The organism is Cupriavidus sp. 05L310, assembly GCF_056398185.1.
Genome location: NZ_JBFTOX010000098.1, coordinates 1 through 21580, shown reverse-complemented (window position 1 = coordinate 21580; position 21580 = coordinate 1). Strand labels below are relative to the sequence as shown.

General features: G+C 67.8%; 17 protein-coding genes and 1 pseudogene. 5 read left to right on the top strand and 13 right to left on the bottom strand.

Features of this window, described 5'->3' with window-relative positions; all coding sequences use genetic code 11:
• Positions 1–352 precede the first annotated feature (352 nt).
• Entirely contained in the window at positions 353–877 is a 525-nt protein-coding gene (locus AC1DS6_RS40415) for a cupin domain-containing protein (protein ID WP_441637622.1), read from the bottom strand.
• A gap of 139 nt (positions 878–1016) precedes the next feature.
• On the opposite strand from AC1DS6_RS40415, the gene AC1DS6_RS40410 reads away from it, so the two are divergent.
• From AC1DS6_RS40410 to AC1DS6_RS40400, 3 genes are all read left to right on the top strand, one after another.
• Positions 1017–1169 carry a hypothetical protein gene (locus AC1DS6_RS40410; RefSeq protein ID WP_441637620.1) on the top strand — a complete coding sequence of 51 codons (153 nt, stop codon included), beginning with the start codon at positions 1017–1019 and terminating at the stop codon, positions 1167–1169.
• A gap of 151 nt (positions 1170–1320) precedes the next feature.
• Positions 1321–1725 (top strand): copper resistance protein CopQ, encoded by a 405-nt coding sequence (locus tag AC1DS6_RS40405; protein WP_441637618.1) that lies wholly within the window; start codon positions 1321–1323, stop codon positions 1723–1725.
• 198 nt (positions 1726–1923) lie between these two features.
• Entirely contained in the window at positions 1924–2910 is a 987-nt protein-coding gene (locus tag AC1DS6_RS40400) for a rhodanese-like domain-containing protein (protein WP_441637616.1), read from the top strand.
• Between the two features lie 28 nt (positions 2911–2938).
• On the opposite strand, the gene AC1DS6_RS40395 is transcribed toward AC1DS6_RS40400, so the two are convergent.
• The 7 genes from AC1DS6_RS40395 to AC1DS6_RS40365 all read right to left on the bottom strand — a co-directional run bounded on the left by AC1DS6_RS40395 (position 2939) and on the right by AC1DS6_RS40365 (position 10574).
• Positions 2939–3625 carry a hypothetical protein gene (locus AC1DS6_RS40395; protein WP_477104603.1) on the bottom strand — a complete coding sequence of 229 codons (687 nt, stop codon included), beginning with the start codon at positions 3623–3625 and terminating at the stop codon, positions 2939–2941.
• A 120-nt stretch (positions 3626–3745) separates the two neighbouring features.
• Positions 3746–4705 carry a DUF1177 domain-containing protein gene (locus AC1DS6_RS40390; protein WP_441635963.1) on the bottom strand — a complete coding sequence of 320 codons (960 nt, stop codon included), beginning with the start codon at positions 4703–4705 and terminating at the stop codon, positions 3746–3748.
• Between the two features lie 198 nt (positions 4706–4903).
• Entirely contained in the window at positions 4904–6052 is a 1149-nt protein-coding gene (locus tag AC1DS6_RS40385; protein WP_477104602.1) for a porin, read from the bottom strand.
• Positions 6053–6155: 103 nt separating this feature from the next.
• Positions 6156–6911 carry a dipeptidase PepE gene (gene pepE / locus AC1DS6_RS40380; RefSeq protein WP_477104601.1) on the bottom strand — a complete coding sequence of 252 codons (756 nt, stop codon included), beginning with the start codon at positions 6909–6911 and terminating at the stop codon, positions 6156–6158.
• Positions 6912–6945: 34 nt separating this feature from the next.
• A complete protein-coding gene (locus AC1DS6_RS40375; RefSeq protein ID WP_477104600.1) occupies positions 6946–8130 on the bottom strand; it encodes an aminotransferase class V-fold PLP-dependent enzyme in 1185 nt (394 codons plus the stop codon).
• 52 nt (positions 8131–8182) lie between these two features.
• Positions 8183–9772, bottom strand: a complete 1590-nt coding sequence (locus AC1DS6_RS40370; RefSeq protein ID WP_477104599.1) for an OPT/YSL family transporter — start codon at positions 9770–9772, stop codon at positions 8183–8185.
• A 67-nt stretch (positions 9773–9839) separates the two neighbouring features.
• Positions 9840–10574, bottom strand: coding sequence for an IclR family transcriptional regulator (locus AC1DS6_RS40365; protein WP_477104598.1), 735 nt, complete (start codon positions 10572–10574; stop codon positions 9840–9842).
• A 199-nt stretch (positions 10575–10773) separates the two neighbouring features.
• On the opposite strand from AC1DS6_RS40365, the gene AC1DS6_RS40360 reads away from it, so the two are divergent.
• Entirely contained in the window at positions 10774–13635 is a 2862-nt protein-coding gene (locus AC1DS6_RS40360) for a hypothetical protein (protein WP_477104597.1), read from the top strand.
• 6 nt (positions 13636–13641) lie between these two features.
• Here AC1DS6_RS40360 and AC1DS6_RS40355 read toward each other — a convergent pair whose 3' ends face one another.
• From AC1DS6_RS40355 to AC1DS6_RS40335, 5 genes are all read right to left on the bottom strand, one after another.
• Complete coding sequence (locus AC1DS6_RS40355) at positions 13642–14400, bottom strand: IclR family transcriptional regulator (protein ID WP_035865453.1); 759 nt, start codon at positions 14398–14400, stop codon at positions 13642–13644.
• A 153-nt stretch (positions 14401–14553) separates the two neighbouring features.
• Positions 14554–15864 carry an MFS transporter gene (locus tag AC1DS6_RS40350; protein WP_276285969.1) on the bottom strand — a complete coding sequence of 437 codons (1311 nt, stop codon included), beginning with the start codon at positions 15862–15864 and terminating at the stop codon, positions 14554–14556.
• Between the two features lie 402 nt (positions 15865–16266).
• Positions 16267–19299 (bottom strand): c-type cytochrome, encoded by a 3033-nt coding sequence (locus AC1DS6_RS40345; RefSeq protein WP_477104596.1) that lies wholly within the window; start codon positions 19297–19299, stop codon positions 16267–16269.
• A complete protein-coding gene (locus AC1DS6_RS40340) occupies positions 19296–19802 on the bottom strand; it encodes a (2Fe-2S)-binding protein (protein WP_441635946.1) in 507 nt (168 codons plus the stop codon). The genes AC1DS6_RS40345 and AC1DS6_RS40340 overlap by 4 nt, the downstream gene beginning before the upstream one ends.
• 84 nt (positions 19803–19886) lie before the next feature.
• Entirely contained in the window at positions 19887–21041 is a 1155-nt protein-coding gene (locus AC1DS6_RS40335) for an FAD-dependent monooxygenase (protein ID WP_477104595.1), read from the bottom strand.
• 364 nt (positions 21042–21405) lie between these two features.
• Between AC1DS6_RS40335 and AC1DS6_RS40330 the strand changes: the two are divergent.
• Positions 21406–21580: pseudogene (locus AC1DS6_RS40330) on the top strand (Asp/Glu racemase); the annotation flags it as partial.

Below are 21580 nucleotides of genomic sequence, written 5' to 3'. Positions count from 1 at the left end.
ACGAAAAGAGCGGCCGGGACCCAAACTCGCATCGCCTTAAGGCGATACTCAAACATGGGTCCCTCTTTTCCGCTCTTTTCGCCGGATCCCGAGGCGCCCCATACGGCCTGGTACACCTTGACGGCTCGCTTCGCATCGCGGGTCGGTGTTTGCCGCCCCTCGGGCGGTAAACACGGCTACACCGAATCGTTGTTCGGCGGCTGCGCTGTTGTTTTGGCCATCGGATATCGAATGTTTGGCGCTCGCTATGCCGTTGTGCCGCAAGCTTCTGGCTTCGCCTTTCGTGGCGCTGACACGTATTTCGTATCCGGAATCCCGGAATGGCAAACCAAGGCAGTGAAGCCACTGCGCCCTAGCGCCGCGCAGCCGGCGCTAGCCGCGCGATCAGCGTGGCGTGCCGTGGGTGCGTTGCCAGCAGGCTGTCGGTGTCGGCCAGCTCGAACTCGCTGAACTCGAAGCCCGGCGCCACCGTGCAGCCTACCAGCGAGAATCCGGCCGGATCGCTGCGCTCGGCGGCGAACCAGCAGCCCGCCTTGACCACGGCCTGGAAAACCGCGTCGTCTTGCGCGAGCGCGTTGCCCAGCCGGTGCGTGGTAAGGCCGCCACCGTCCTCCAGCACGTGTACGTCGAGCGGGCTGCCCGCGTAGAAGTGCCACACTTCGTCGGAGCGGATGCGGTGCCAGGCGGAGTAAGCGTTGTCGCACAGCAGGTAGTAGATCGCAGTGGAAGCGGCATGGGTGGCGGGGCCGCCGATTGTGCCTTCGCGTGCCACGCGCGCCGCATCGCGGTGGGTCTCGCGGTAGTAGCCGCCTTCCGGATGCGGCTGCAAGCCAAAGCGTTGGATCAACTGGTCTTGCGAGGCAGGTGGGGCAGACATGCGGGGCTCCGGGTTAGGTAGGCGCCATGATGCCCGCACGCGGGTGCGACAGGCAACAGGCCGGAACGCATGGCGCCATCAGGCGGTTGCCACCCGCCAGCCAGATCAGGGCGCGGCAGGATTCGCCGCCGGGCGATCCATGCGCGGCGCGCACCGCTTCGTCGTTGCGCCGGTGCGCCGGATAGACCAGGTAGTGGCCATCGCCTTCGATGACCGGCGGCGACCGGCTGGCGGCCGCGTGATGCGGCGCATGGACGGCATGGCTGAAGCCGCCGGCGCGCGGCTTGCCTGACGTCCGCGCCCGCTACGTTCTTCTTTGCATCCACGCCGCGCTGCGCGGCGTATCTGGTCTAACCGCGCGATTCACGTGCGGCCGGAGCGGCGCGATGCGCTGCCTCCCCGCAAGCCAGCGGCGATCCGCCGATCGCCAGAAGGAGACCATCATGAAGAACCATTGCCTCAAGTTGTTGATGACGTCGGCCGCTCTTGCCGGATTTGCCGCCATGGCGGCTCCCGCACAAGCCACCGGCCCGAAGGACAGCCCCGTGGCGGCGGACCGCTATGGTTACGTTTTCCATGCCTCGCGCTTCAATGTGTACAGCGATGGCGCACGGCTCGACCCGGCCGCGTCCGGCGCCGACGCCAGCCGGACGCGCAAGCCCGATCCGTTCACGGACGGCGCGCGGAAGCTGTCCGGCCTGGACCGGACTGGCGTTTCCTCCGACCCGGCACGGAAGGTCGATCCCTTCCTGGACGGTGCGGAAAAGCTGGCCGGCATGGACCGCACCGGCGTTTCCTCGGATCCCGCGCGCAAGTTCGATACGTTCCAGGACGGCGCCCACGCCTGACGATTGGCGAGCTAGCCCAGCGCCCGGGGCATCGCCCGTTCGTTCAGGGTTTTTGATGTTGGCATGCAAGACAACGCACTGCACCGCGCCGCCTTGGTGGCACACTACTGCCTATGCCCGTCGGCGCGAGCGAGTCGCTCGCGCCGAATACCTTGAAGGGCCGGAAACAGCGCAGGCGCGCAAGCGCGGGAGATCGGTGTGGGTGAGTTGCAGTCCTTGCTGGAGAGCCACGGCGTCATGCTGGTGTTTCTCAATGTGCTGGCCGAGCAGGCCGGGCTGCCCGTGCCGGCCGTTCCCATGCTGTTCGTCGCCGGCGCGCTCGGGATGCGCGAGGGCGGCCCGGCGCTGGGCGCGGTGCTGGCGGCGGTCATCCTGGCCTGCCTGATTGCCGACACGGCCTGGTACTTCGCCGGCAAGCGCCTCGGGCAACCCATGCTGCGCACCATTTGCCGCGTGTCGATCTCTCCCGACAGTTGTATCCGCCAGACTCAGTCGCTGTACCTGCGGGTGGGTCCGCGCTCGCTGGTGTTCGCCAAGCTGCTGCCTGGCGCCGGCGCGCTGTCCACGGCCATGGCCGGCATGACGTCCACGCCTTTCCTCGTCTTCCTGTTTTATGACGCGCTCGGCGCGCTGGTGTGGGCCGGCGGTGCGTTGCTGGTGGGCGCGGTGTTCACCGATTTCGTCGAGGTCATCCTGAGCACGTTCAGCACGTATGGCCCGGTGGCCGTGATGGTGCTGGTGGCTGGGTTCGCGGCCTTCGTGGCGTGGAAGTTCTGGCGCCGCGTGCGCCTGCTGCGCCGCACGCGCCTCGTGCCCCGCATGTCGGTAAGCGAACTGGAGGCGCGTCGCCACGGCGATCGCTTTCCGCTGGTCCTGGATGTGCGCAGCGACGCGGACGAACGCATCCCCGGCGCCATGACCATTGACCTGAACGCACCGCTGGCCTTGCTCTCCGACCATCCACGCACGACCGACATCGTCATCTACTGCGCGTGTCCGAACGAGGTGTCGGCCGCAATCCTGGCAGAGCGGCTCAAGTCCGCCGGTTACGCCAATACCTGGGCGCTGGCCGGCGGCTTCGACGAGTGGAAGCGGTTGCATGGCGAAGTGACACCGGACCCTGCCGAAGATAGCACCGAGGCGGCGCTCACGCCACACGCGGGCGGTCCTGGCGCTTTGCGCTAGTCCGCCGCCAGGCCAGTTGGCCGACGGGTCAGCAGCCGACCCAGTAGGCGTAGCCCACCAGCCGCTCGCCGAGGAAGTACAGGCGGTACTGGTCGCCGTCGCCATCCAGCGTGTAGAGCGTGGTGTAGGCGAGCTGTTCGAGCGGGTCATCCTCATCGCGGTCGGCGGGGCTGCGCACCTTGCCCGGCGCTTCGGCCATCTTCCAGTGCGGGTTCTTGCGCAGGGCCGCGTTGATCTGCGAGAGCGTGGAGGCCGCGGTGATGTCATGGCCTTCGAGCTTGAGCGTCAGCCCGGCCGGAATGCCATGCAGTGCGCGGATCACGGCGTCGCCGCTGCGGCCCACTTCGATCAGCGCATCCGGATAGCGGTAGTCCATCAGCTGCTCTTCATCGAGCGCCGTACCGCATTCTTCCTGGTTGGGCGTGATGTCGGGTGGCTTGCCCCAGGCGGCCTGGACGTCCGCCATGCTGCTCAGGCCGCGCAGGGCCACCAGCGGGCGGGCCAGCGGCGCGGGGGCGAAGACGGGCGTGTCGTCCGGCTGGGCGGCGGCGTCGGCGCGAGCGGCCTGCGCATCCGAGGCAGTTGCCGCCGCGGGGGCGGCCGGCGCCGGTTCATTGCGCTCGCAGCCGGGCAGCGCGGCCAGCGCCGCACAGGCGGCGAGGGCGTACAGGCAGCGGGACAGCGCGTGGCTTTCGGGGTCGTTCAGGCGGAGCATGTTGCAAGAATAGCCGCTAGGGCGGGGACTGCGTCAGGTGCGCAACCATACACCGAAGCGCGTCCGCTGAAAATGCCCGCGTGTTGCCTGCCGCACATGGGAGCGCCGCCCCGCCGGGTCTCAGCGCGCGGTGCCGGCGCGCTGGAATACTGTCATGTCGGGATAGATCGCGCGGATCTTGTCCCATTCCACCGCGTTGAAGAACTGGCACTTGCCGTTGCCGAAGCGTTTGGCGACTTCCACGCAGAAGCGTACGGCCTCGGCAATGTCGATCTCGTGGTTGGCGCTGGTGGCGCTGCCAGAGACCACCGACCGCGCCGTCAAGGCTACGCCAACGACCGGCGCGCCGGTGGCCACGTGCGGCTGCATGATGCTGTTGAAGTGATAAAGGCCGTTATGGTAGGGCGTGATGTCCTGCTGCGAGATCGGGAAGGTGACCGCCGGGCAGCCGGTGGTGGACTCCATCGTTGCCACCAGGTCGGGGCTCACGCGCAGGATATAGCCCTGCATGGCCGTCGGCGAGATCGCAAAGCCGCGCTGCTTGATGATGCTGTTGCCCTTGGACGCATCGATCGACAGGATGGCGTCCATCTCCGGCAGCACCTGGTAATCGTTCATGGTGTCGGACGACACCGGCATGCCCATGAAGGGCACCGGATCGTGCGGCTGCATCGACACGTTGGTGGACAGGTGCGTGGTCACGATGACGTCGCCGGCGAGGTGGTCGCCCTTGTGCTTCATCTGCGCCAGCTTGAGCGCCACCGCCAGGCTGCCGATCGGTCCGTCCGCGTCGGATACCAGGCCGACCAGTTCCGGGCGGGCGCCGATGGCGCCGTTGCGGCCGATCACGCCGAGCGTAGGTGCTTTGCCGCCGTTACGCTTGCCGTTTTTGCCGGGGATGACGATGGTGATGAAGTCGGTGGTGTTCTCTGTGCTTTCCGGGGGGGCGTTGTTGACGGTGGCGACTTCCACTGTCACGCCAGTGGCGGTGTAGGCGTCGAACAGTTCGCGTATCACCGTGCCGTTGGCGGCGGGGCTATCGAGGGCTTCGTGGATGACCAGGGTTTGCTGCAGGGACATGGGGTTCTCCTTGATGGGGTTTGGTTGAAGCCAACTTCAACTTCAACTTCAACGTCAAAATTCAAAAATTAAAGGTCAAGGTCAACTTCAGGGGCTTGGAGGCAAAGGTGGTTTCACCCCCAGCCGGGGGAGAGGGCGGGCGCTCGCCATGCTTCGCCGTGCGCATCCGAACCTGCGCGACGCCCGCGCACCGCGCCTTTAAAACAAGTGACGCATCCCCAGCATCACCGTCGTCTGGTTGTTCCGTCCATCCAGCGTCTTGCCGCTGCCGCCGGTCCAGTTGGTCGTGCCGTTGCCAAACAGCCCCGACCAGTCGCCGCGCACCCAGTCGTACGCCAGCGCCAGGTAGACATCGGTGCGCTTGCTGAAGGCGTAGTCCGCCACGCCGTAGGCGGTGGTGCGGCTGCCGCTGAAGGCGTCGGCGCGGGTGCGGTCGTGCATCGCGCTGGCGGTCAGGGTGACCGCGGGGGTGACCGCGTAGTTGGCGCCCACGGTGAAGAAATCATCGTGGCGGCTGCCGCCGAACACCGAGTTGAAGGCCGCGCGGTTGGTGGCCGTGGCGGCGGTCGACATGCTGGTGATGGTGGCGGTGTCGGTGCCGCCCTTGGAGGAGTCGAAGCCGGCGTCGCGGTCGCTGTGGATGTAGTTGGCGAACAGGCTGGCGAGGCCCGCCGAGGCTTTCAGCCCCGCCAGGTAGATGCGCGCGGCGCGGCTCATGCTGTCGCGCGTCTGCTGGAAATCGCCGACGGCCACGATCGGCCCCGATGCGTACTTCACGCCGAGCGAGATGGACGACATCGCCGAGCCCTTGCCGGCGGTCTCGCCCAGCGCGTACTCCGCAATTACCGACACCGGGCCGTAGTTGCCGGTGTAGCTGATCGCGTTGTCGTAGCGCTGGCCGGTCAGGTAGACCATCCACGCATTGGACGGCGCGGCGCCAACGCCAAGCGGGTCAACGTAGTACAGCATGGTGTTGGCCGTGGTGTATTGCCGGCCCAGTGCCAGTTCGCCGTAGCGCTTGCTGCCGATCCGCACATAGGCCTGGCGGCCGAACAGCTGGCCCTGCTGGTCGAATTTGCCGGTGTCGGCGAGAAAGCCGTTTTCCAGTACGAAGCCCGCCGACAGGTCGCCACCCAGGTCTTCATTGCCCTTGAAGCCGAAGCGGCTGCCGGACAGGAAGCCTTCGCCGCCCTGTTGCAGCCCGGTCTGCGCGTTGCCGCTGGGGTCCGAGTGTGTCTGGTAGGTGAGCGCGGTGTCGATGACGCCGTACAGCGTCAGCCCGTCCTGCGCCATCGCGGCGGCGGGCAGGCTCAGGGCGAGCGCACCCAGCCAGTGCTTGCTTGTCATGTTGTTCTTCTCCTCCAAGGGTAAAAGGGGGCCCGCGCAGGGGTCTGTCGCCCTGCGTCCGGTGCTATTGCGTGTGGGGTTTCGCGCCGCGCGGCGCGGGAGGTCAGGTCCGGAAGTCTTGCCAGCCGTCCATGCCGGCCGGTCCGGTGATGCGCGACAGCGGGAAGGTCTCGCCTTCGCGCAGCGTCTCTACCTGGCCCTCGGCCGTGAAGTGCAGCGCATGGCGCTCGCCCAGCACCGTGCCGTTGCTGCCATCGGAGAACAGGGCCGAACCTTCCGGCAGCGCGAAGACTTGCTCTGGCGCGTTGATGTGCAGGAACTCGGCGAGGCGCTCTTCGCGGCTTTCGCCATTGTGGCCGGCGGGTTTGCCGCTGATGAAGTGCGGGTTGACCTGGAATGGCACCAGGCGCAGCGCGCGCAGCGAGGGCGGCTGCACGATGGGCATGTCGTTGGTGGTGCGGATGGTCGGGCAAGCCACGTTGCTGCCGGCGCTCCAGCCGACGTAGGGCGTGCCGGCCCGCACCTTGGCGCGGATCGCCTCGACGATGTCGGCGTCGTACATGCGCTTGAGCAGGGCGAAGGTATTGCCGCCGCCCACCGCGATGGCTTGGGCCTGTTCCACCGCGCGGCGTGCGTCGGCGCTGTGATGGATGGATTCGAGCGCGTAGCCCAGGCGCTCGAACACCGGTTTGACCATGCCTTCATATGTGTCGAAGCTGAAGGTCACGCCGGCGAAGGGGACGAACAGGACCTTGCGTGGCTCGCGCTTCAACAAGGTGTGGATCTGCGCGTCGGCATGTTCCAGGTAGCCGAGGTTGTCCTTGCGTGAGCTGCTCATCAGCAGGATGCGTTGATTCATGTCAGGTTCCGGTTGTTCAGTCGTGAAGGAAGGCTCAGGCGACGGCGGCGGCGATCAGCTCGGCCACGCGGTCGATTTCCTCATGCGTATTGAAGTAGTGCAGAGAGACCCGCGCCATGGTGGAGACGCCGTAGCGTGCCAGGATGGCATCGGCCATGAAGTTGCCCGCTTCGATGATGCATTGCTGCTGTTCCAGCGCTGCCACGATGCGGGCCGGGTCCACGCCGCGCACGTTGAAGGGCACGATGCCGATGCGGTCGGCGGCGTTGATCGGGCCATAGAGTTCGAAGCCGGGGATGGCGGAGAGCTTCTGCACGGCGTACGCGGTGAGGCTGCGCACGCGCGCTTCGATGGCGTCGACGCCGATGCGTTGCGCATAGCCGATGGCGCTGCCGAGGCCGAGGATGGCGGGCACGATGGGGCAGCCGGCTTCAAAGCGGCGTGCGCCCGGCACCAGCGACAACGCGCCGGTGGCGCGGTCATAGCTGCCGTTCCACCAGCCAACGAGCGCAGGTTCGATCGACTCGATCAGCGCGCGGCGTACATAGAGGAATCCCGAGCCCTCGGTGGCGCGCAGCGCCTTGCGCCCGCAACTGGCCAGAAAGTCGCAATCCAGCGCTTGCACATCGGAGCGCAGGATGCCCACGCTTTGCGCGGCGTTGACCAGGGACAGCACGCCGTGCGTGCGCGCCACTGCGCAGATGGCGGCGGCGGGCTGCACCGCGCCGGTGGAGTTGGGCAGGTGCGAGAAGGTCAGCAGCCGAGTGCGTGGCGTCACGGCGGCGGCAAAGCTGCCGGGAGACAGCAGCCCCTGTGCATCGGCTGCCACCATCTTCACCACGATGCCGTGGGTCTGCTCCAGGCGCTTCCACGGCAGCAGGTTACTGAGCATTTCCGTGTCGGCCACCAGCACTTCGTCGCCCGCTTGCCACGCGATGCCGCGCGCCACGATGGAGATGCTCTCGGTGGCGTTCTTGGTAAAGGCGATCTCGTCGGCCCCGGCGTTGAGCAGGCCGGCCAGTTGCGCGCGCACCGCTTCCACGCGGGCGTAGGTGGCCTTGCGGAAGGCCGGCAGGTAGATGCCCACGTGGCCGGTATCGAGCAGATAGGCGCGCACCTCGTCGAGCACGGCGTCCGGCGGCAGCGAGGCCGCCGCGGTATCGAGGTAGATGGTGGAGGCCGTCAACGGGGTGTCGGCGCGGATTGCTTGGATATCCATGAAACGTCTCGGGGTCGTGCAGGAAAAAGGGGGCTTCTTGCGTTGGCAGCGCTTACTTGCGCAGCTTGGTCACGGAGCCGAAGAAGCTGAACAACGCATCGCCCGCGATCACGCCGCCGGCGAAGGCGCTCATCGCCGCGATATCGCGCTCGCCCCGCAGGCGCAGCAGCACGAAGCGGATCAGCAGGCCGGCGAGTACCGCCCAGCCGGCCAGCGGCGAGGCGATCAGCATGCCGGTGGAAAGCAGGATGCCGAGCTGGCGCCTGGAGCCGCCCAGCAACTGCAGCAGCGCGCCGGGAATGGCCCAGATCACCAGGTTGCGTGCGATCTCGGCGGAGGAGCCGGCCTTGATCGACGCGGCGTAGACGCGGTCCACCGGCGGCAGCATGTTCTGTGAAAAGAAGGTCCCGTGGAACACGATCACCACCACCGCGGCGACGGCGAAGCCGATCATGGCGGCGAAGAACTGCTGCTTGCGCCCGGCGAGTTCCGCCTCCATGTCGCGGCCTTCGCCACGCAGCAGGTAGCCGGTCTTCAGGTCGTAGCCCATGTCGGCGAAGGCTGGGCCGGTGGCGGCGGAGAAGCCCACCAGGACCGCCAGCGCGGTCGGCGGGAAGCCGATCAGGATGCCGATGGTCAGCGTGATCAGCGCCACCGCGAAGGCCGGGAACCAGCCCGAATGCATTGCGGCGATGCCGACGATCAGCTCGTGCACATAGGCGGCGAACGCCGCGTACAGCACGAACACCACCAGCATGCCCAGCGACATGTCGGAAACATGGCCGGCCAGCACCGAGATCAGCAGCGCGATAGCCAGGTAGACCAGGAAGCCGCCCGACAGGATGCGGCTGGCGCGCGACGCCGGGACCTCGATGGTGCGCTCGTCGGCAGCCAGGGCGTTGCGCGACTTGTGGATTTCACGCGCGACCTGGAACAGCGCTACCAGCCCGGCGCCGATCATCAGGCCATGCGGGATATAAGCCTTGGCGATGTCGATGCCGAGCAGCGGCACCGAGTAGCCGCGCGTCAGCAGCCCCAGGCCGAACATGGTCAGCGCGGCGAGGTTGCCGAGAAAGGCCGCACCAAAGGCCGACATCGGAATGCCGAACCACGCGCCGCCCACGCCCACCGCGATGCCCAGGCCCAGGAAGGCCGCCTTGCGTCCGCCGCGGTCGCCCGCCCAGATCGCCTCCGCCGTGGCAATGCCCGCCGGCCAGGTGCCCGTGGCCGGGAATATCTTGCTGCCGAACAGGAAATACAGCATGGCGCCATCGACGAACATGGCGATCACCGTGCCAATCAGCATCGGCGTGGCCAGCTCCGGCATGCCCATGGCGTAGGGCACGCCAAGCGGGATCATCAGCGAATTGGCCGCGCCGAAGGTGGCCGAGGAAATCGCTGTCTGCACCAGGTTCTGGCGCTCCAGCACACGGAAGCGCCGCGTGATTTCCAGCGGGATGCGCGAGAACACGATGGCGATCAGCGCGCCGATGATCGACGTATTGGCCGAGATCCCAAGCGAGACGATCAGCTGCATGCCGATCATCGCGCCGAACACCGACAGCCCTACCGTGACCAGCAGCAGGAAGGGTTCGGTGATGCGCGAGCGGGTGGCGGCTGTTGCCGCCAGGGGTGGGTTCATTGCTGCCGGGGCTTCCATGGTTCTACCTTTCATCATCTGTCCTGCCAGTGTTCTCCGCACGTTTTATTTAGCGGATGAAACCGGCAACCTCCTCGATTGGCCCCTTGGCCCGGCGCATTGCGTCCAGCAGGCGGGGTACGGCCTGTATGTCCAGTCTTTGCAGCGGCCCGGCGATGCCGAGCGAGCCGACCACCGCGCGCCTGTCGCGCGACCACAGCGGTACGGCCAGCCCGGCCACCGTGGCGGCGGCTTCCTCGCGGGTATGCGCCCAGCCGTCCAGGCGGATGCGCGCCAGTTGCGCTTCCAGTGCGTCCACTGCCTCGTCTTTCAAGCCGCCCGCGCGGTACACCTCGCCGCGGAAACCCTCGTCCTGGTAGGCCAGAATGGCCTTGGCATGGGCACCGGCGAACAGCGGGAAGCGCTGGCCCACTTCGATGGAAAAGCGCAACTGGTGCTGGCTCTGGGCGATATCCGTGCACAGCCCCTCGAAGCCATCGCGCCACGACAGGAAGACGGTCTCGCCGCTCTGCGCGGCCAGGGCTTCCAGCACGGGTTGCACCACTTCGCTGGGCGAGAAGGTGTTGCGGGTTGCCTGGCCCAGTTCCAGCCAGCGCAGGCCCAGGCCATAGCGTCCGGCGGCGTCCTGCACCAGGAAGCCATTGGCGGCGAAGGTGGCGAGCACGCGATGCACCACGGCGTGATGCAGCCCGGCGTGCTTGGCGAGTTCGCGCACGCCCCAGCTTGGCTGGCGCACGGTGAAGTGCGTCATCAGGCCGAGGGCACCGTTCAGGGTCTTGAGCATGGAAGCAGTCGGTGTTGCGGTTTTTGTGTCTCTATATAAGAGACAGTGTCTCTGTATGTGTAAAATGCTAGGCCTCGATGCGAGGCTGAACAATCAGGGTAAACACCGGGCGGGCAGGCTCCCGGGCACATGGCGTGCGGCCTTCTCCACGCCGTGGCGCCGCCTATACTTGGGCGGGGATCTGCAAGGGAGGATCGGCATGCCAGTCGAAGACCAGGCTTCCGGAGACGAGTTGGCCCGCATCGCGCGCCGGCGCCGGCAACTCGGCATTGCCAGGCGCATCCGCGATGGCGACGGCAACTGGGCCGTGGCGCTCTCCGGCGGCGGGATTCGCAGCGCCACCTTCTGCCTGGGCGTGATGCAGGCGCTGGCCAAGGCGCCGCCGCCGCCGGTGGCCGGCGCGCCCGGCGCGACACTGCATGACGTGAAGCGCGACGGCGGGCAGGCCGCTACGGCGGCGGCCATGCCGGATGTCATGCAGGACGCCGTGCAGGAAGGCGATGGCCCCGCGCCTGCTCTCACCGCGCCCCCGCCAGCCACCACCGCACTGCTTGGCCAGTTCGATTACCTCTCCACCGTCAGCGGCGGCGGCTACCTCGGCGCCTTCTTCTGCAGCCTGTTCGTGCCCGGCCGCCTGAAACCGGGAACGACGCCGCCCGAGGCCGCCGCGCTTGCCTACCGCACGCTGCGGCAGGAGCCGCCGGGGCGCATCCGCTCCTCGGTGTCCTACGCCGCCGACCCCGGCCGCGCCGCCGTGGCGTGGTTGCGCGAGAACGGGCGCTACCTGACGCCCACCGGCGCCGGCGATTCGCTCTACGCGGCGTCGCTGATGGTGCGCAACTGGTTTGCCATGCAATACGTGATCGGCAGCGCGCTGCTGTTGCTGCTGGCATTGCTGGCCCTTTCCCGCCATCTCGCGGTGGGGACCTGGCTCGACCTGGGGCGGCATGAGATGGATCTGCTGCACGACGCGCGGCAGGTGTTCAACGAGGGCGGCCTGGCGATCTGGTGGAGCGAGTTGCTATGGCTGCCGCTGGCCGCGCTGCTGCTGTTCGCGGTGCCGCCCGGCCTGGCTTACTGGCTGGTCTACCCGCGCGCCGGCGACGGGCGGCCGGCGTTGCGCTTCGATAGCCTCGCCACGCGCCTTGCCGCGCTGGCTGGCGTTGTCATGCTGGGGCTGGCCGCCTGGCTGCACAACCTCGGGCCGGGGCTGGTAGTGTCTTGCCTGCTGCTGGCCATCGCGGTGCTGACCTTGCTGGGCGTGGCATGCTGCTTTGTCCTGTGCCGGAGCCAGCCTGCCACCGTGCAGGCCTACCGCGTGCGTGCCACGCGCGTGCTGAGCCGTGCCGTCGGCGTGGCGCTGTGGCTCGCGGCGCTGGGCGTGGCGGATACCGTGGCGCGTACCTTCTACCTCTACACGCAGGCCACGGGCCACCCCTGGGGCGCGCTCGGTCCGGCGGGGATGCTGGGTGGCCTGGTCTGGCTGATCCGCTATGGCGCGGGCCTGCTCGATGGCAAGGGCAGCGATGGCAAGGGGGGGACGTGGCTGTCGCGGCTGCCGGTGTCGCTGTTGGCCGGCATCGCCGCCGCCGTGGTGGCGATGCTGGTTTTCGTCATGTGGTCGTGGCTGGTGTTGTGGGTGAGGTGGAATGGGCGCGAGCCGGTCGACTGGCTGGTGTTCGGCACGGGCTACACCGCGCCGGTGCTGTCCGTGCTGAGCGCGCTGGCGCTCGGGCTCACGCTGATTTCCGGGCGCTTCGCCGGCTTCCTAAACCTGTCCACGCTGCAGCAGTTTTATTCGGCCCGCCTGACCCGCGCCTACCTCGGCGGCTCCAACGGCCAGCGCTTCGCGCCCGGCAGCGGGGCGGCACCGGCGCAGCAGCACGCCAGCCAGCGTGCCAGGCTCAGCGTGGCCGAGCCCGAGGCCGGCGATGCGCTCAGCCTGAACACCTACTACGATCCCGCCATGCTGGCGCCGCTGCACCTGATCAACGTCACGCTCAACCTCACCGTGGATCCCGCCGAGCAACTGGTGCAGCGCGACCGCAAGGGCAAGCCGCTGTGCATCGCGCCCGGGCCTTTCATGTTGCCGCCCACGGCCACGCGCGCCGTGCCCGCCGATTCCTTCGTGCGCTTCACCGTGGACGGGCAGTTGTATTACCCGGAGACGCACAAGGCGGGCGGCAGCGAGCTGTCGCAGTCGCGCACGCTCGGCGACTGGATCGCTACCTCCGGCGCGGCGATCTCCACCGGGCTGGGCCGTTCCACCACGCTGGGCACGTCGCTGTTGCTGGGGCTGGCCAACCTCCGCCTGGGCACCTGGTGGCCGTCGTATCCGCTGGATGCCGGCAGCGCGCCGCGCGCCGGCGGCGCCGACCGCGACTGCGTGCAGGCGGACCGTGCCGGGTCGCCCTGGCTGGGCGGCTTTATCACGCTGTTCCGCACCCAGTACTACCTGGCCTGCGAGCTGAGCGCGCGCTTTCATGGCACGCGGCGCGGCTGGCAGTATCTGTCGGACGGCGGCCATTTCGAGAACACGGCCGTGTATGAGCTGCTGCGTCCCGAGCGCGGCGTGACGCTGATCGTGCTGTGCGATTGCGGGGCGGATCCCCAATACCAGTTTGGCGATCTTGCCAACCTGATCCGGCTGGCGCGCATCGACATGGAGCTGGAGATAGTGGTGGATACCGCGGCCGCCGGTGACGATGTGCTCGGCAACGCGTTCGGCACGCCGGCGGATTTCCTGCCGTCGGCGCGACAGGCGTCGAGCGAGAAATGCGCGATCCTGCTGAACGTCTTTCGTGCCGCCGACCCGGCTGCCACGCGCCGGCCGGTATCGCGCATCGTCTTGCTCAAGCCCTGCATGATTGGCTCGGCGCCGGCCGATGTGCAGCAGTATGGCGCCGGCCATCCCGGGTTCCCGCAGGAGCCGACCAGCGACCAGTTCTTCGACGAGGCGCCGTGGGAGAGCTACCGCGAGCTGGGCTTCGCCATTGGCCAGCGCGTCTTCGGCGGCGGGGCGCAGGGCGATGCGGTGGCGCACGCCCTATGGCTACACTAGGCTCGCTCAGCGTCCGAAGCCCACCACCTCTTCCAGCCGGCGGCTCGCTTCGCGCAGCGCATCCAGCATGCGCGGCACCGATTCCTCGTTCAGGCGTTGCTGCGGGCCGGCAATCGCCAGCGAGCCGACCACCTCGGTGTGGTCGCGCGACCATAACGGCAGGGCCAGCCCAGCCACGCTGGCGGCGGCCTCGCCGCGCGTATGCGCCCAGCCTTGCGTGCGGATCTCGGCCAGCTGCGGCTCGATGACGGCGGGATCGGGCGCGGCCAGCGCGGGCTGCGCCTGGTCGCGGGCATTCTCCAGCACGCGGGCGCGAAAGGCATCGTCCTGGAAGGCCAGGATCACCTTGGCGTGCGCACCGGCGTGCAAGGGAAAGCGCTGGCCCAGCTCGATCGAGAACCGCAACTGGTGCTGGCTCTGGACCATGCCCACGCACAACCCCTCGTGACCATCGAGCCACGACAGGAACACCGTCTCGCCGCTTTGCTCGGCGAGCTTTTCCAGCACCGGCTGTACCACTTCCGCCGGCGAGAAGGTCTTGCGTACCACCTGGCCCAGTTCGAACAGCCGCAGCCCCAGCGAATACTTGCCGCTGACCGCGTCCTGCACCAGGAAGCCATTGGCGGCGAAGGTGGCGAGCACCCGATGCACCACCGCGTGATGGACCCCGCTGTGCTTGGCCAGCTCGCGCACGCCCCAGGTGGGCTGGCGCACGGTGAAGTAGGTCAGCAAGGCCAGCGCGCCGTCCAGAGTCTTGAGAGTCATACGAATTTCCTGCTTTGCATGGGCAGCATGGTACGGATAAGCGGCGTGGGGCTCAATGTCTGCGCGGGGTTTGCTGCGGATTCATGCAAAAACGGCGGACGGCACCCACAGGTGCCGTCCGCCGTTCTCGGCGAAGCGTTCGCCGTACAGGCTTTACCGGTTGACCACCTTGGCCGGCATCGCCAGCACCAGGAAGCAGCTCGCCAGCAGGCAGCCCGCAAACAGGATCAGGCCCGCGCTTGGGCTATGGAAGGTGTCCTTCAGCCAGCCCAGCAGGTAAGTGGCCGCAAAGCCACCGAGGTTGGCGATCGAGCAGGCCAGCGCAATGCCGGCGGCGGCCGCGGTGCCGCTCAGGAAGGTCGACGGCAGGCACCAGAACACCGGGAAGGTGGCCACGATGCCCACGTTGGCCAGCGTCAGCATCAGCACGGTGGCGGAGGTGGAACCGGTGACGAAGGTGCTGCCCACCAGGCCTGCGGCGCCCGCCAGGATGGGGATCACGATATGCCAGCGGCGCTCGCGCGTCTTGTCGGAGTGGGCGCCGTTGAGCAGCATCGCAATCACCGCCACCGCGTGCGGGATCGCGGTCAGCAGGCCGATCTGCAGCGGGCTCGCCACGCCGGAGTCGCGGATGATGGTCGGCATCCAGAAACCGATCGAGTACGTGCCCATCAGCAGGCACATGTCGATCAGCCCCAGCATCCACACGCGCTTGTCGGTAAAGGCCGCCTTGAGCGAGTGGCTGCTCTCCACCAGCACGTCGGTGTCCAGGTTGCGCTGCAGGGTGCGCTTCTCGTCGGCCTCCAGCCACTTGGCGTCCTTGATGCCGTTGGGCAGGTAGAAGAACACCATCACGCCCAGCAGCACCGAGGGAATGGCTTCCAGGAAGAACAGCCATTGCCAGCCGGCCCAGCCGTGCATGCCGGCGAAGGCGGTCATGATCCAGCCGGAGATCGGGCTGCCGATCATGCTGGCCAGGGGCAGGCCCATCATGAACAGCGCAATGATCTTGCTGCGCTTGTGCGTGGGGAACCAGTAGGTCAGGTACAGCAGCACGCCGGGCAGGAAGCCGGCCTCGGCGGCGCCCAGCAGGAAGCGCAGCACGTAGAACTGCGTTGGCGTGTTGACGAACATGGTGGCGCCGGACAGCAGGCCCCACGTCACCATGATGCGGGCGATCCAGATGCGCGCCCCCACCTTTTGCAGCACCAGGTTGCTCGGCACCTCGAACAGGATGTAGCCCACGAAGAACAGCCCGGCGCCCAGGCCGTAGACCGTTTCGCTGAAGTGCAGGTCGTCCAGCATCTGCAGCTTGGCCAGCCCGACGTTGATGCGGTCGAGATAGGCGGCGAGGTAGCAGGCACAGAAGAACGGGATCAGGCGCCAGGTCACCTTGCGATAGATGTCTGGCTGCGCTGCCGCGGGTAGCACGCCCGCCGCGCCGTCTTGATACTGATACGACATGTTTACTCCTTAACTGTTTTACCGTTGTCTACCGTGTGGATGTCTTTGCCATCGCTGTCGCCGCTTGGGTGCTGTTGCATATGCAAGCAGCGGGCCAGGGCCTGTGCAGTGATGGATGTTCGATTTTTATGGTTTCCGGCGGGCTGGCCGGGATGTTACGCGCCGTCCTTGTGCAGGGGCGGCACCGCTTTCCTTCATCCGGCACTCATGTAGTGCCTTCTACATGAAGCGTTCAGCGTAAGCTACATGAAACAAGCTCGCAAGGGAGCGATGGCGGTTTTCTCCTCGGGGTTTTCCCGTGCCGCGCGGCAAGCGCGCGGCAGCGGGCGGCGGCAAGGTGGCTTACCGCAGGAATTGACGGATCGGGGGCCTCAGGCCGGCCTGTTTTTGTTCAGTGCCTGCTTAATGAGATGGGGCTGCGCGCAGCCGCGCGAGTGTGTCGTCCACGTTTTCCCATGCGGGTTTGTCGGGGGCGAAGCGGGCGCGCAGGTAATGCACCAGCTGCGTCAGTTGGCGGTCGTCGAGGCTTTCGCCGAAGGCCGGCATATAGCCCAGTTCGCTTGCCGCCGGCGTGGGAATACCGTCGAGCAGCACGCGGATCAGGTTGTCGGGCTTGTCGCCGTGCAGGTTGGTATTGAGCGCGAGCGACGGCTTGATGCCGAACTGCCTGATGCCCTGGTCGCCCTGGTGGCAGACCGCGCAGGCATTCTGGTAAAGGCGCGCGGCAGGGCCGCCAAGCGTACGCGCCGCGGTGGCGCTGCGCTGCTCGAGCAACATGGCTTGCGCGCTTGCCGCCGCCGCCGCCGCATCCGGCCCGGTCTCGCCGAACGACGCCACATAGTGCGCGATGGCGCGCACATCGTCCTCGGGCAGCAGCGCCAGTTCTTCCACCACCGGCGCCATCGGGCCGGCGGCGGCGCCATGATGTGGCGCGTAGCCGGTGCGCAGGTATTCAAACAGCGATTGTTCCGTCCACGGCACCGGCGCATGCGAGAGCTTGCCCAGCGCGGGCGCCTCCCAGCCTTCGGCTTCGCCGCCGCCCAGGTAGAGGCGGCCGCCGCGTTCGGCGCCCAGCGCATTGCGCGGCGAATGGCAGGCGCTGCAATGGCCCAGGCCCTCGGCCAGGTAGGCGCCGCGGTTCCACTGCGCCGAGCGGGCCGGATTGGCCTCGAAGGGCTTGGCGCGGTGGAACAGCAGGTTCCATCCGGCCATCAGCGGACGCAGGTTGTAGGGGAAGGCCAGCGCGGTCTCGGGCGCCTTGGCGCGCACCGGCTCGGCGGCCATCAGGTAGGCGTAGAGCGCCTGCAGGTCGCCATCGCTGACCTTGGCGAAGGCGGTGTACGGGAACGCCGGGTACAGGTGCCGGCCATCGCGATGAATGCCCTGGCGCATGGCGCGCTCGAACGCCGCGTAGGACCAGTTGCCGATGCCGGTCTCGACATCGGGCGTGATGTTGGTGCTGTAGATGGTGCCGAACGGCGTATCCAGCGCCAGCCCGCCGGCATTGCGCACGCCGTTGGGTGCGGTGTGGCAGACCGCGCAGTCGCCCGCGGCGGCCACCAGCCGGCCGCGTTCGATGGTGGCGGCGGAATAGAAGCCGGCTTCGGGCGGGGCGACCGGCGCGATCGGCGCGCGCCACGGCATCGCGGTGGCGAACAGGCCGACGGCGGCGGTGGCGCCGGCCAGCAGCCAGTTGCGCTTGCGCGCGGCGCCTCGCTTGCTGGTGCCATCGGCACTGCCCTGCGCGGCAAGCGCAAGGCGGATACGTTCGCCGCTGAACGGCGGCTCGCGCAGGCGCACGCCGGTGGCGTCGAAGATGGCGTTGGCCACGGCGGGCGCGGCGGGCAGGGTGGCCGCCGCGCTGGTACCCAGCGTGGTGGTTGCCGCACCGAGTGCGCCGGCAATGCGTACCTGCGGCAACGGCACGGTGGCGAGCGCGGGCAGGCCGGCGTCGTGCCGTGCAGCCAATGCCGGTGCCGCTGTGCCCGGCCAGCTGTCGAAGGTGCCGCCGGCGATGAGTTGCTGCGCCGCCCGCGCGGCTTCCTGCTGCAAGGCCAGGGCGTTGCCCGCGCCTTGCTCGCCCGCATCGCTGTCATGGCCAAGCGTGACACCGGTCACGCTGACCTCGCCGGTGCTGGCATCGACTTCGACTTCGGCCACCCAGGCGGACCAGCTTTGCACGGGCTGGCCCGCGTTGGCTTCGCCGGCTTCGATGGTGCTGGCATAGGCAAATCCACGCCCGCGCCGTACGTTCTGGTTCGCTTGCGTGCGTTCCCCGCGCGGCTGCCAGTTGGCTTGCGCCGCGACCCGGCGCACCAGGCCGGCCCCGCGCGCGTCGTCGAGGTGCCGCAGCCGCAAGGCCACCGGATCCTGTGCGCTGGCCGCCGCTACCTCGTCCAGGTGCGATTCATGTGCGAAGACATAGGCCCTTGCCGTCTGGCCAGGCGTGCCGGCGGCGCGCGGCAGGCCGGGCGCGCCGGCCTGCGTCACGCTCAGGCTGGCGAAGCGGTAGGACGGCAGGATGGCGTCGCCCCTGGTTTCGTCGCTTGCGCCGGATGCATCGAGGTCAATCTCGCCGACCGGCGCCGGCGTTCCGGTCAGCCACAGGGCAAGCGGCGGGGCCGCCATCACGGCCGCGCTGCCGCGCGCATCGACAGCCGCATTGACAGCGTAAGCGGCGATCTCGCCATCGCCCGTCCACGCGCTCTCGATATGGGTATTCACCTGTGCCTGCGTGGCGCCCAGCTCATGCGCTTCCACGCGCACCCGGACCGTGCCGCCGGCGGCCTGCGCCAGCAAGGCGGCATCGGCAGCCGCATGATGGGCGTACAGCGCATCTTCGCCGGCGCGGTTGTTGTCGCTGTCCATGGCCTGCCAGCAGACCAGCGTGATGCGGTCTTCGCCGACGCCTAGCAGGGCCGCCAGTTCCATGCGCAAGGCCCCGGGGTTGCGGCTGGGCAGCCACACGCGCAGCGCGCCATCGCGCCAGTCGGCGACGGCGGTGCAACCTCTAGGTTGCAGCCCGGCAAGCGGCCATTGATAGTCTTGCGCGCTCCGGCCCGTGGCGTCCGCCATGGCCTGGGTGGTGTCACCGTGCGCGGCAAGCAGGCGGCGGGTGAGCGGCGCGCCTGGGGCCACGGGTTTGGGGGGTGCCTGCCAGCGGGCACGCAGCACGCCGGCTGCCTGCGCGGCCTGCTGCGCCGTGGCGGCGGCAATGCCCAGGAAATCGCCGCGCCGCACTACCGAAGCAACGCCGGGTAGTGCGCGCGCAGCGGCGTCGTCGCATTCAAGCAGCCGTGCGCTGCGCAGGCTGCCTGCGTGCCATTCCAGCACGGGAGGGCGTATCACGTGGCCTGCCAGCCATTGCCGCTCGGGCGGCGGCTGCCATGCCGTCACGCTGTCCTGGCCGATCACGAGTTGGTCGCGCCCGCTCATGGCGTGCCTTCCGGGGCGGCAGCCTGCCGCAGCAGCACGGCGGCGCGCCGGACCGCGCGCAGGATCTCCACATGCGTGCCGCAGCGGCAAAGGTTGAAGCGCAGTGCCTCGCGGATCTGCGCTTCGTCGGGGTCCGGGTTTTCCGCCAGCAGGGCCTTGGCGGTCATGATCATGCCGTTCAGGCAATAGCCGCACTGCGCCGCCTGTTCGTCGATAAAGGCCTGCTGCACCGGGTCGGGCTCGCCCGGCGCGCCCAGCCCGTCGAGCGTAGTGATGGCGCGCTGCGCCACCGCTTTCACGGGGATCACGCAGGAACGCGCCGCCACGCCATCCACCAGCACCGTGCAGGCACCGCACTGCCCCAGCCCGCAGCCGTATTTAGGACCGTTGCAGGCCAGGTCGTTGCGCAGGATATAGAGCAGCGGCGTGCCGGGATCGACCTCGGCATCGAGCTGGTATGTGGTCCGGTTGACCCGGAGGCACAGGGGGCGGGGCGTGTTCATCGTGGGGCTGGGGGCGTTTTAGAACATCACTCGCGTGGCCGGGCGCCCGTTTGGGGGCGCCCGGCGGTCTTGCCGGGACGTGGCTCAGGCTGCGACGGCCACGCGCCCGGCTTCCACCAGTGGCACGCTGAACACATCGTAACCGAAGCACCAGTCCGGGTTCTCGTTGGTGCGTAGCCACGTGTTGTTGTGCGAAACCAGTTGCACCTTGCTGGCGCGCTCGGCACGGTTGGCCTCGTACAGCGCGAAGGCGGCGCCGAAGTCCGATACGCCGGTCTGGTCCAGGCAGCGCGCCAGCATGGCGGCGTCCTCGATGGCCATCGCCGCGCCCTGTGCCATGTGCGGCTTCATCGGGTGGCAGGCATCGCCGAGCAGCACCAGGCGGCCGCGGCTCCACACCGGCAGCGGATCGCGTTCCAGCAGCGGCCACTTGGTCACTTCCACGGTGCCTTCGATCAGCGATTGCACGCCTTCATGCCAGCCGTCGAACGCGGCGCGCATTTCCTCGATGCTGCTGGGCAGCCAGCTCTTGCTCATGTCCCAGGTGGGCTCGGGCACACCGGTCACGTAATAGATTTCGTCGAGCTTGCTGGTGTCGAAGTAGACCATCATGTGGCGGTCGTCGGACCACCACTTGGTGCAACGTTCGTGGGTGAAGCCTTTCACGCGCGAGATCGGGAACACGGCGCGGTGCGCCACGTAGCCCGTGTACTTGGGCGGCTCGGCGCCCAGCAGGGTTTCGCGGATGCGGGAGTTCACGCCGTCCGCGCCGATCACGATATCGGCTTCATCGACGGTGCCGTCGGCAAAGCGCAGGCGCACCACATGGCCCAGGTCTTCCACGCTGGCCAGCTTCTTGTCGAACAGCAGCGTGCCGGGCGCCACCGCTTCGGTCAGCAGGGCATGGAAGTCGCCACGGTGCACGGTCAGGTAGCTCGCGCCATAGTGCGACACGGCATAGTCGCCAAGCGGGATCTGCGCGATCACTTCGCCGCTTTGCCAGTCGCGGCTGTACCAGAAGTCCGGGTGGCAGCCCATGTTGTTGAGCGCATCCTCCAGGCCGATCCTGCGCATGACCTTCATGACATTGGGCCCGACGTGGATGCCGGCGCCCAGGCGCGAAAACGCCGGCGCCTGCTCATACAGCCTGACTTGATGTCCGGCGCGCTGCAGCAGGGCGGCCGCGACCGTCCCTCCCAGTCCGGCGCCGATCACTGCGATGCGTGGTTTGCCTTGCACGATGTTTCTCCTGGCGGTGTGATGTGGGTCTGAACAGGCCGTCTGGCCAATCTATGAATCGAGTGTACACACGAGAAATTTGCTTGTAAAGAAATGACATACCACCCCTATGGAAAACCCTGATATCAAAGTGACTGAGCCGATTCAATGCCCATCAGGCGTGAAAATACGCACCATTAAGGGGGTTGGTTCATTAAGCGGGCACTGAAATAGTGCCTATTCCTCCAGTCATGGTTTTGTTGTGCAAATAGCGTGTGTACACTACAATCGTTCGCAGGCTACGGAGACCATTGAAGGCTCCGGGCCGGCCGTGCAGGGCGCTGCCGCGAAGACGGGCGCCAGGGCGGGTGGACAGAACACATAGATGACGGAGTCGACAGTGCAGAAAATTTTCCGTATCGGCCAGATCGTGCCGAGCTCGAACACCACCATGGAAACCGAAATCCCCGCGATGCTGCTGGCGCGCCAGCAGGTGCGGCCCGAGCGGTTCACCTTCCACTCCAGCCGCATGCGCATGAAGACGGTGGTCAAGGAGGAAC

Excerpts from the sequence above, each read along its gene's own strand:
- AC1DS6_RS40395 (WP_477104603.1), bottom strand. The coding sequence starts at position 3,625 with ATGCTCCGCCTGAACGACCCCGAAAGCCACGCGCTGTCCCGCTGCCTG.
- AC1DS6_RS40365 (WP_477104598.1), bottom strand. The coding sequence starts at position 10,574 with ATGCTCAAGACCCTGAACGGTGCCCTCGGCCTGATGACGCACTTCACC.
- AC1DS6_RS40340 (WP_441635946.1), bottom strand. The coding sequence starts at position 19,802 with ATGAACACGCCCCGCCCCCTGTGCCTCCGGGTCAACCGGACCACATAC.
- AC1DS6_RS40345 (WP_477104596.1), bottom strand. The coding sequence starts at position 19,299 with ATGAGCGGGCGCGACCAACTCGTGATCGGCCAGGACAGCGTGACGGCA.
- AC1DS6_RS40370 (WP_477104599.1), bottom strand. The coding sequence starts at position 9,772 with ATGAACCCACCCCTGGCGGCAACAGCCGCCACCCGCTCGCGCATCACC.
- AC1DS6_RS40410 (WP_441637620.1), top strand. The coding sequence starts at position 1,017 with ATGCGCGGCGCGCACCGCTTCGTCGTTGCGCCGGTGCGCCGGATAGAC.
- AC1DS6_RS40415 (WP_441637622.1), bottom strand. The coding sequence starts at position 877 with ATGTCTGCCCCACCTGCCTCGCAAGACCAGTTGATCCAACGCTTTGGC.
- pepE (WP_477104601.1), bottom strand. The coding sequence starts at position 6,911 with ATGAATCAACGCATCCTGCTGATGAGCAGCTCACGCAAGGACAACCTC.
- AC1DS6_RS40355 (WP_035865453.1), bottom strand. The coding sequence starts at position 14,400 with ATGACTCTCAAGACTCTGGACGGCGCGCTGGCCTTGCTGACCTACTTC.
- AC1DS6_RS40390 (WP_441635963.1), bottom strand. The coding sequence starts at position 4,705 with ATGTCCCTGCAGCAAACCCTGGTCATCCACGAAGCCCTCGATAGCCCC.
- AC1DS6_RS40405 (WP_441637618.1), top strand. The coding sequence starts at position 1,321 with ATGAAGAACCATTGCCTCAAGTTGTTGATGACGTCGGCCGCTCTTGCC.
- AC1DS6_RS40350 (WP_276285969.1), bottom strand. The coding sequence starts at position 15,864 with ATGTCGTATCAGTATCAAGACGGCGCGGCGGGCGTGCTACCCGCGGCA.
- AC1DS6_RS40360 (WP_477104597.1), top strand. The coding sequence starts at position 10,774 with ATGCCAGTCGAAGACCAGGCTTCCGGAGACGAGTTGGCCCGCATCGCG.
- AC1DS6_RS40375 (WP_477104600.1), bottom strand. The coding sequence starts at position 8,130 with ATGGATATCCAAGCAATCCGCGCCGACACCCCGTTGACGGCCTCCACC.
- AC1DS6_RS40385 (WP_477104602.1), bottom strand. The coding sequence starts at position 6,052 with ATGACAAGCAAGCACTGGCTGGGTGCGCTCGCCCTGAGCCTGCCCGCC.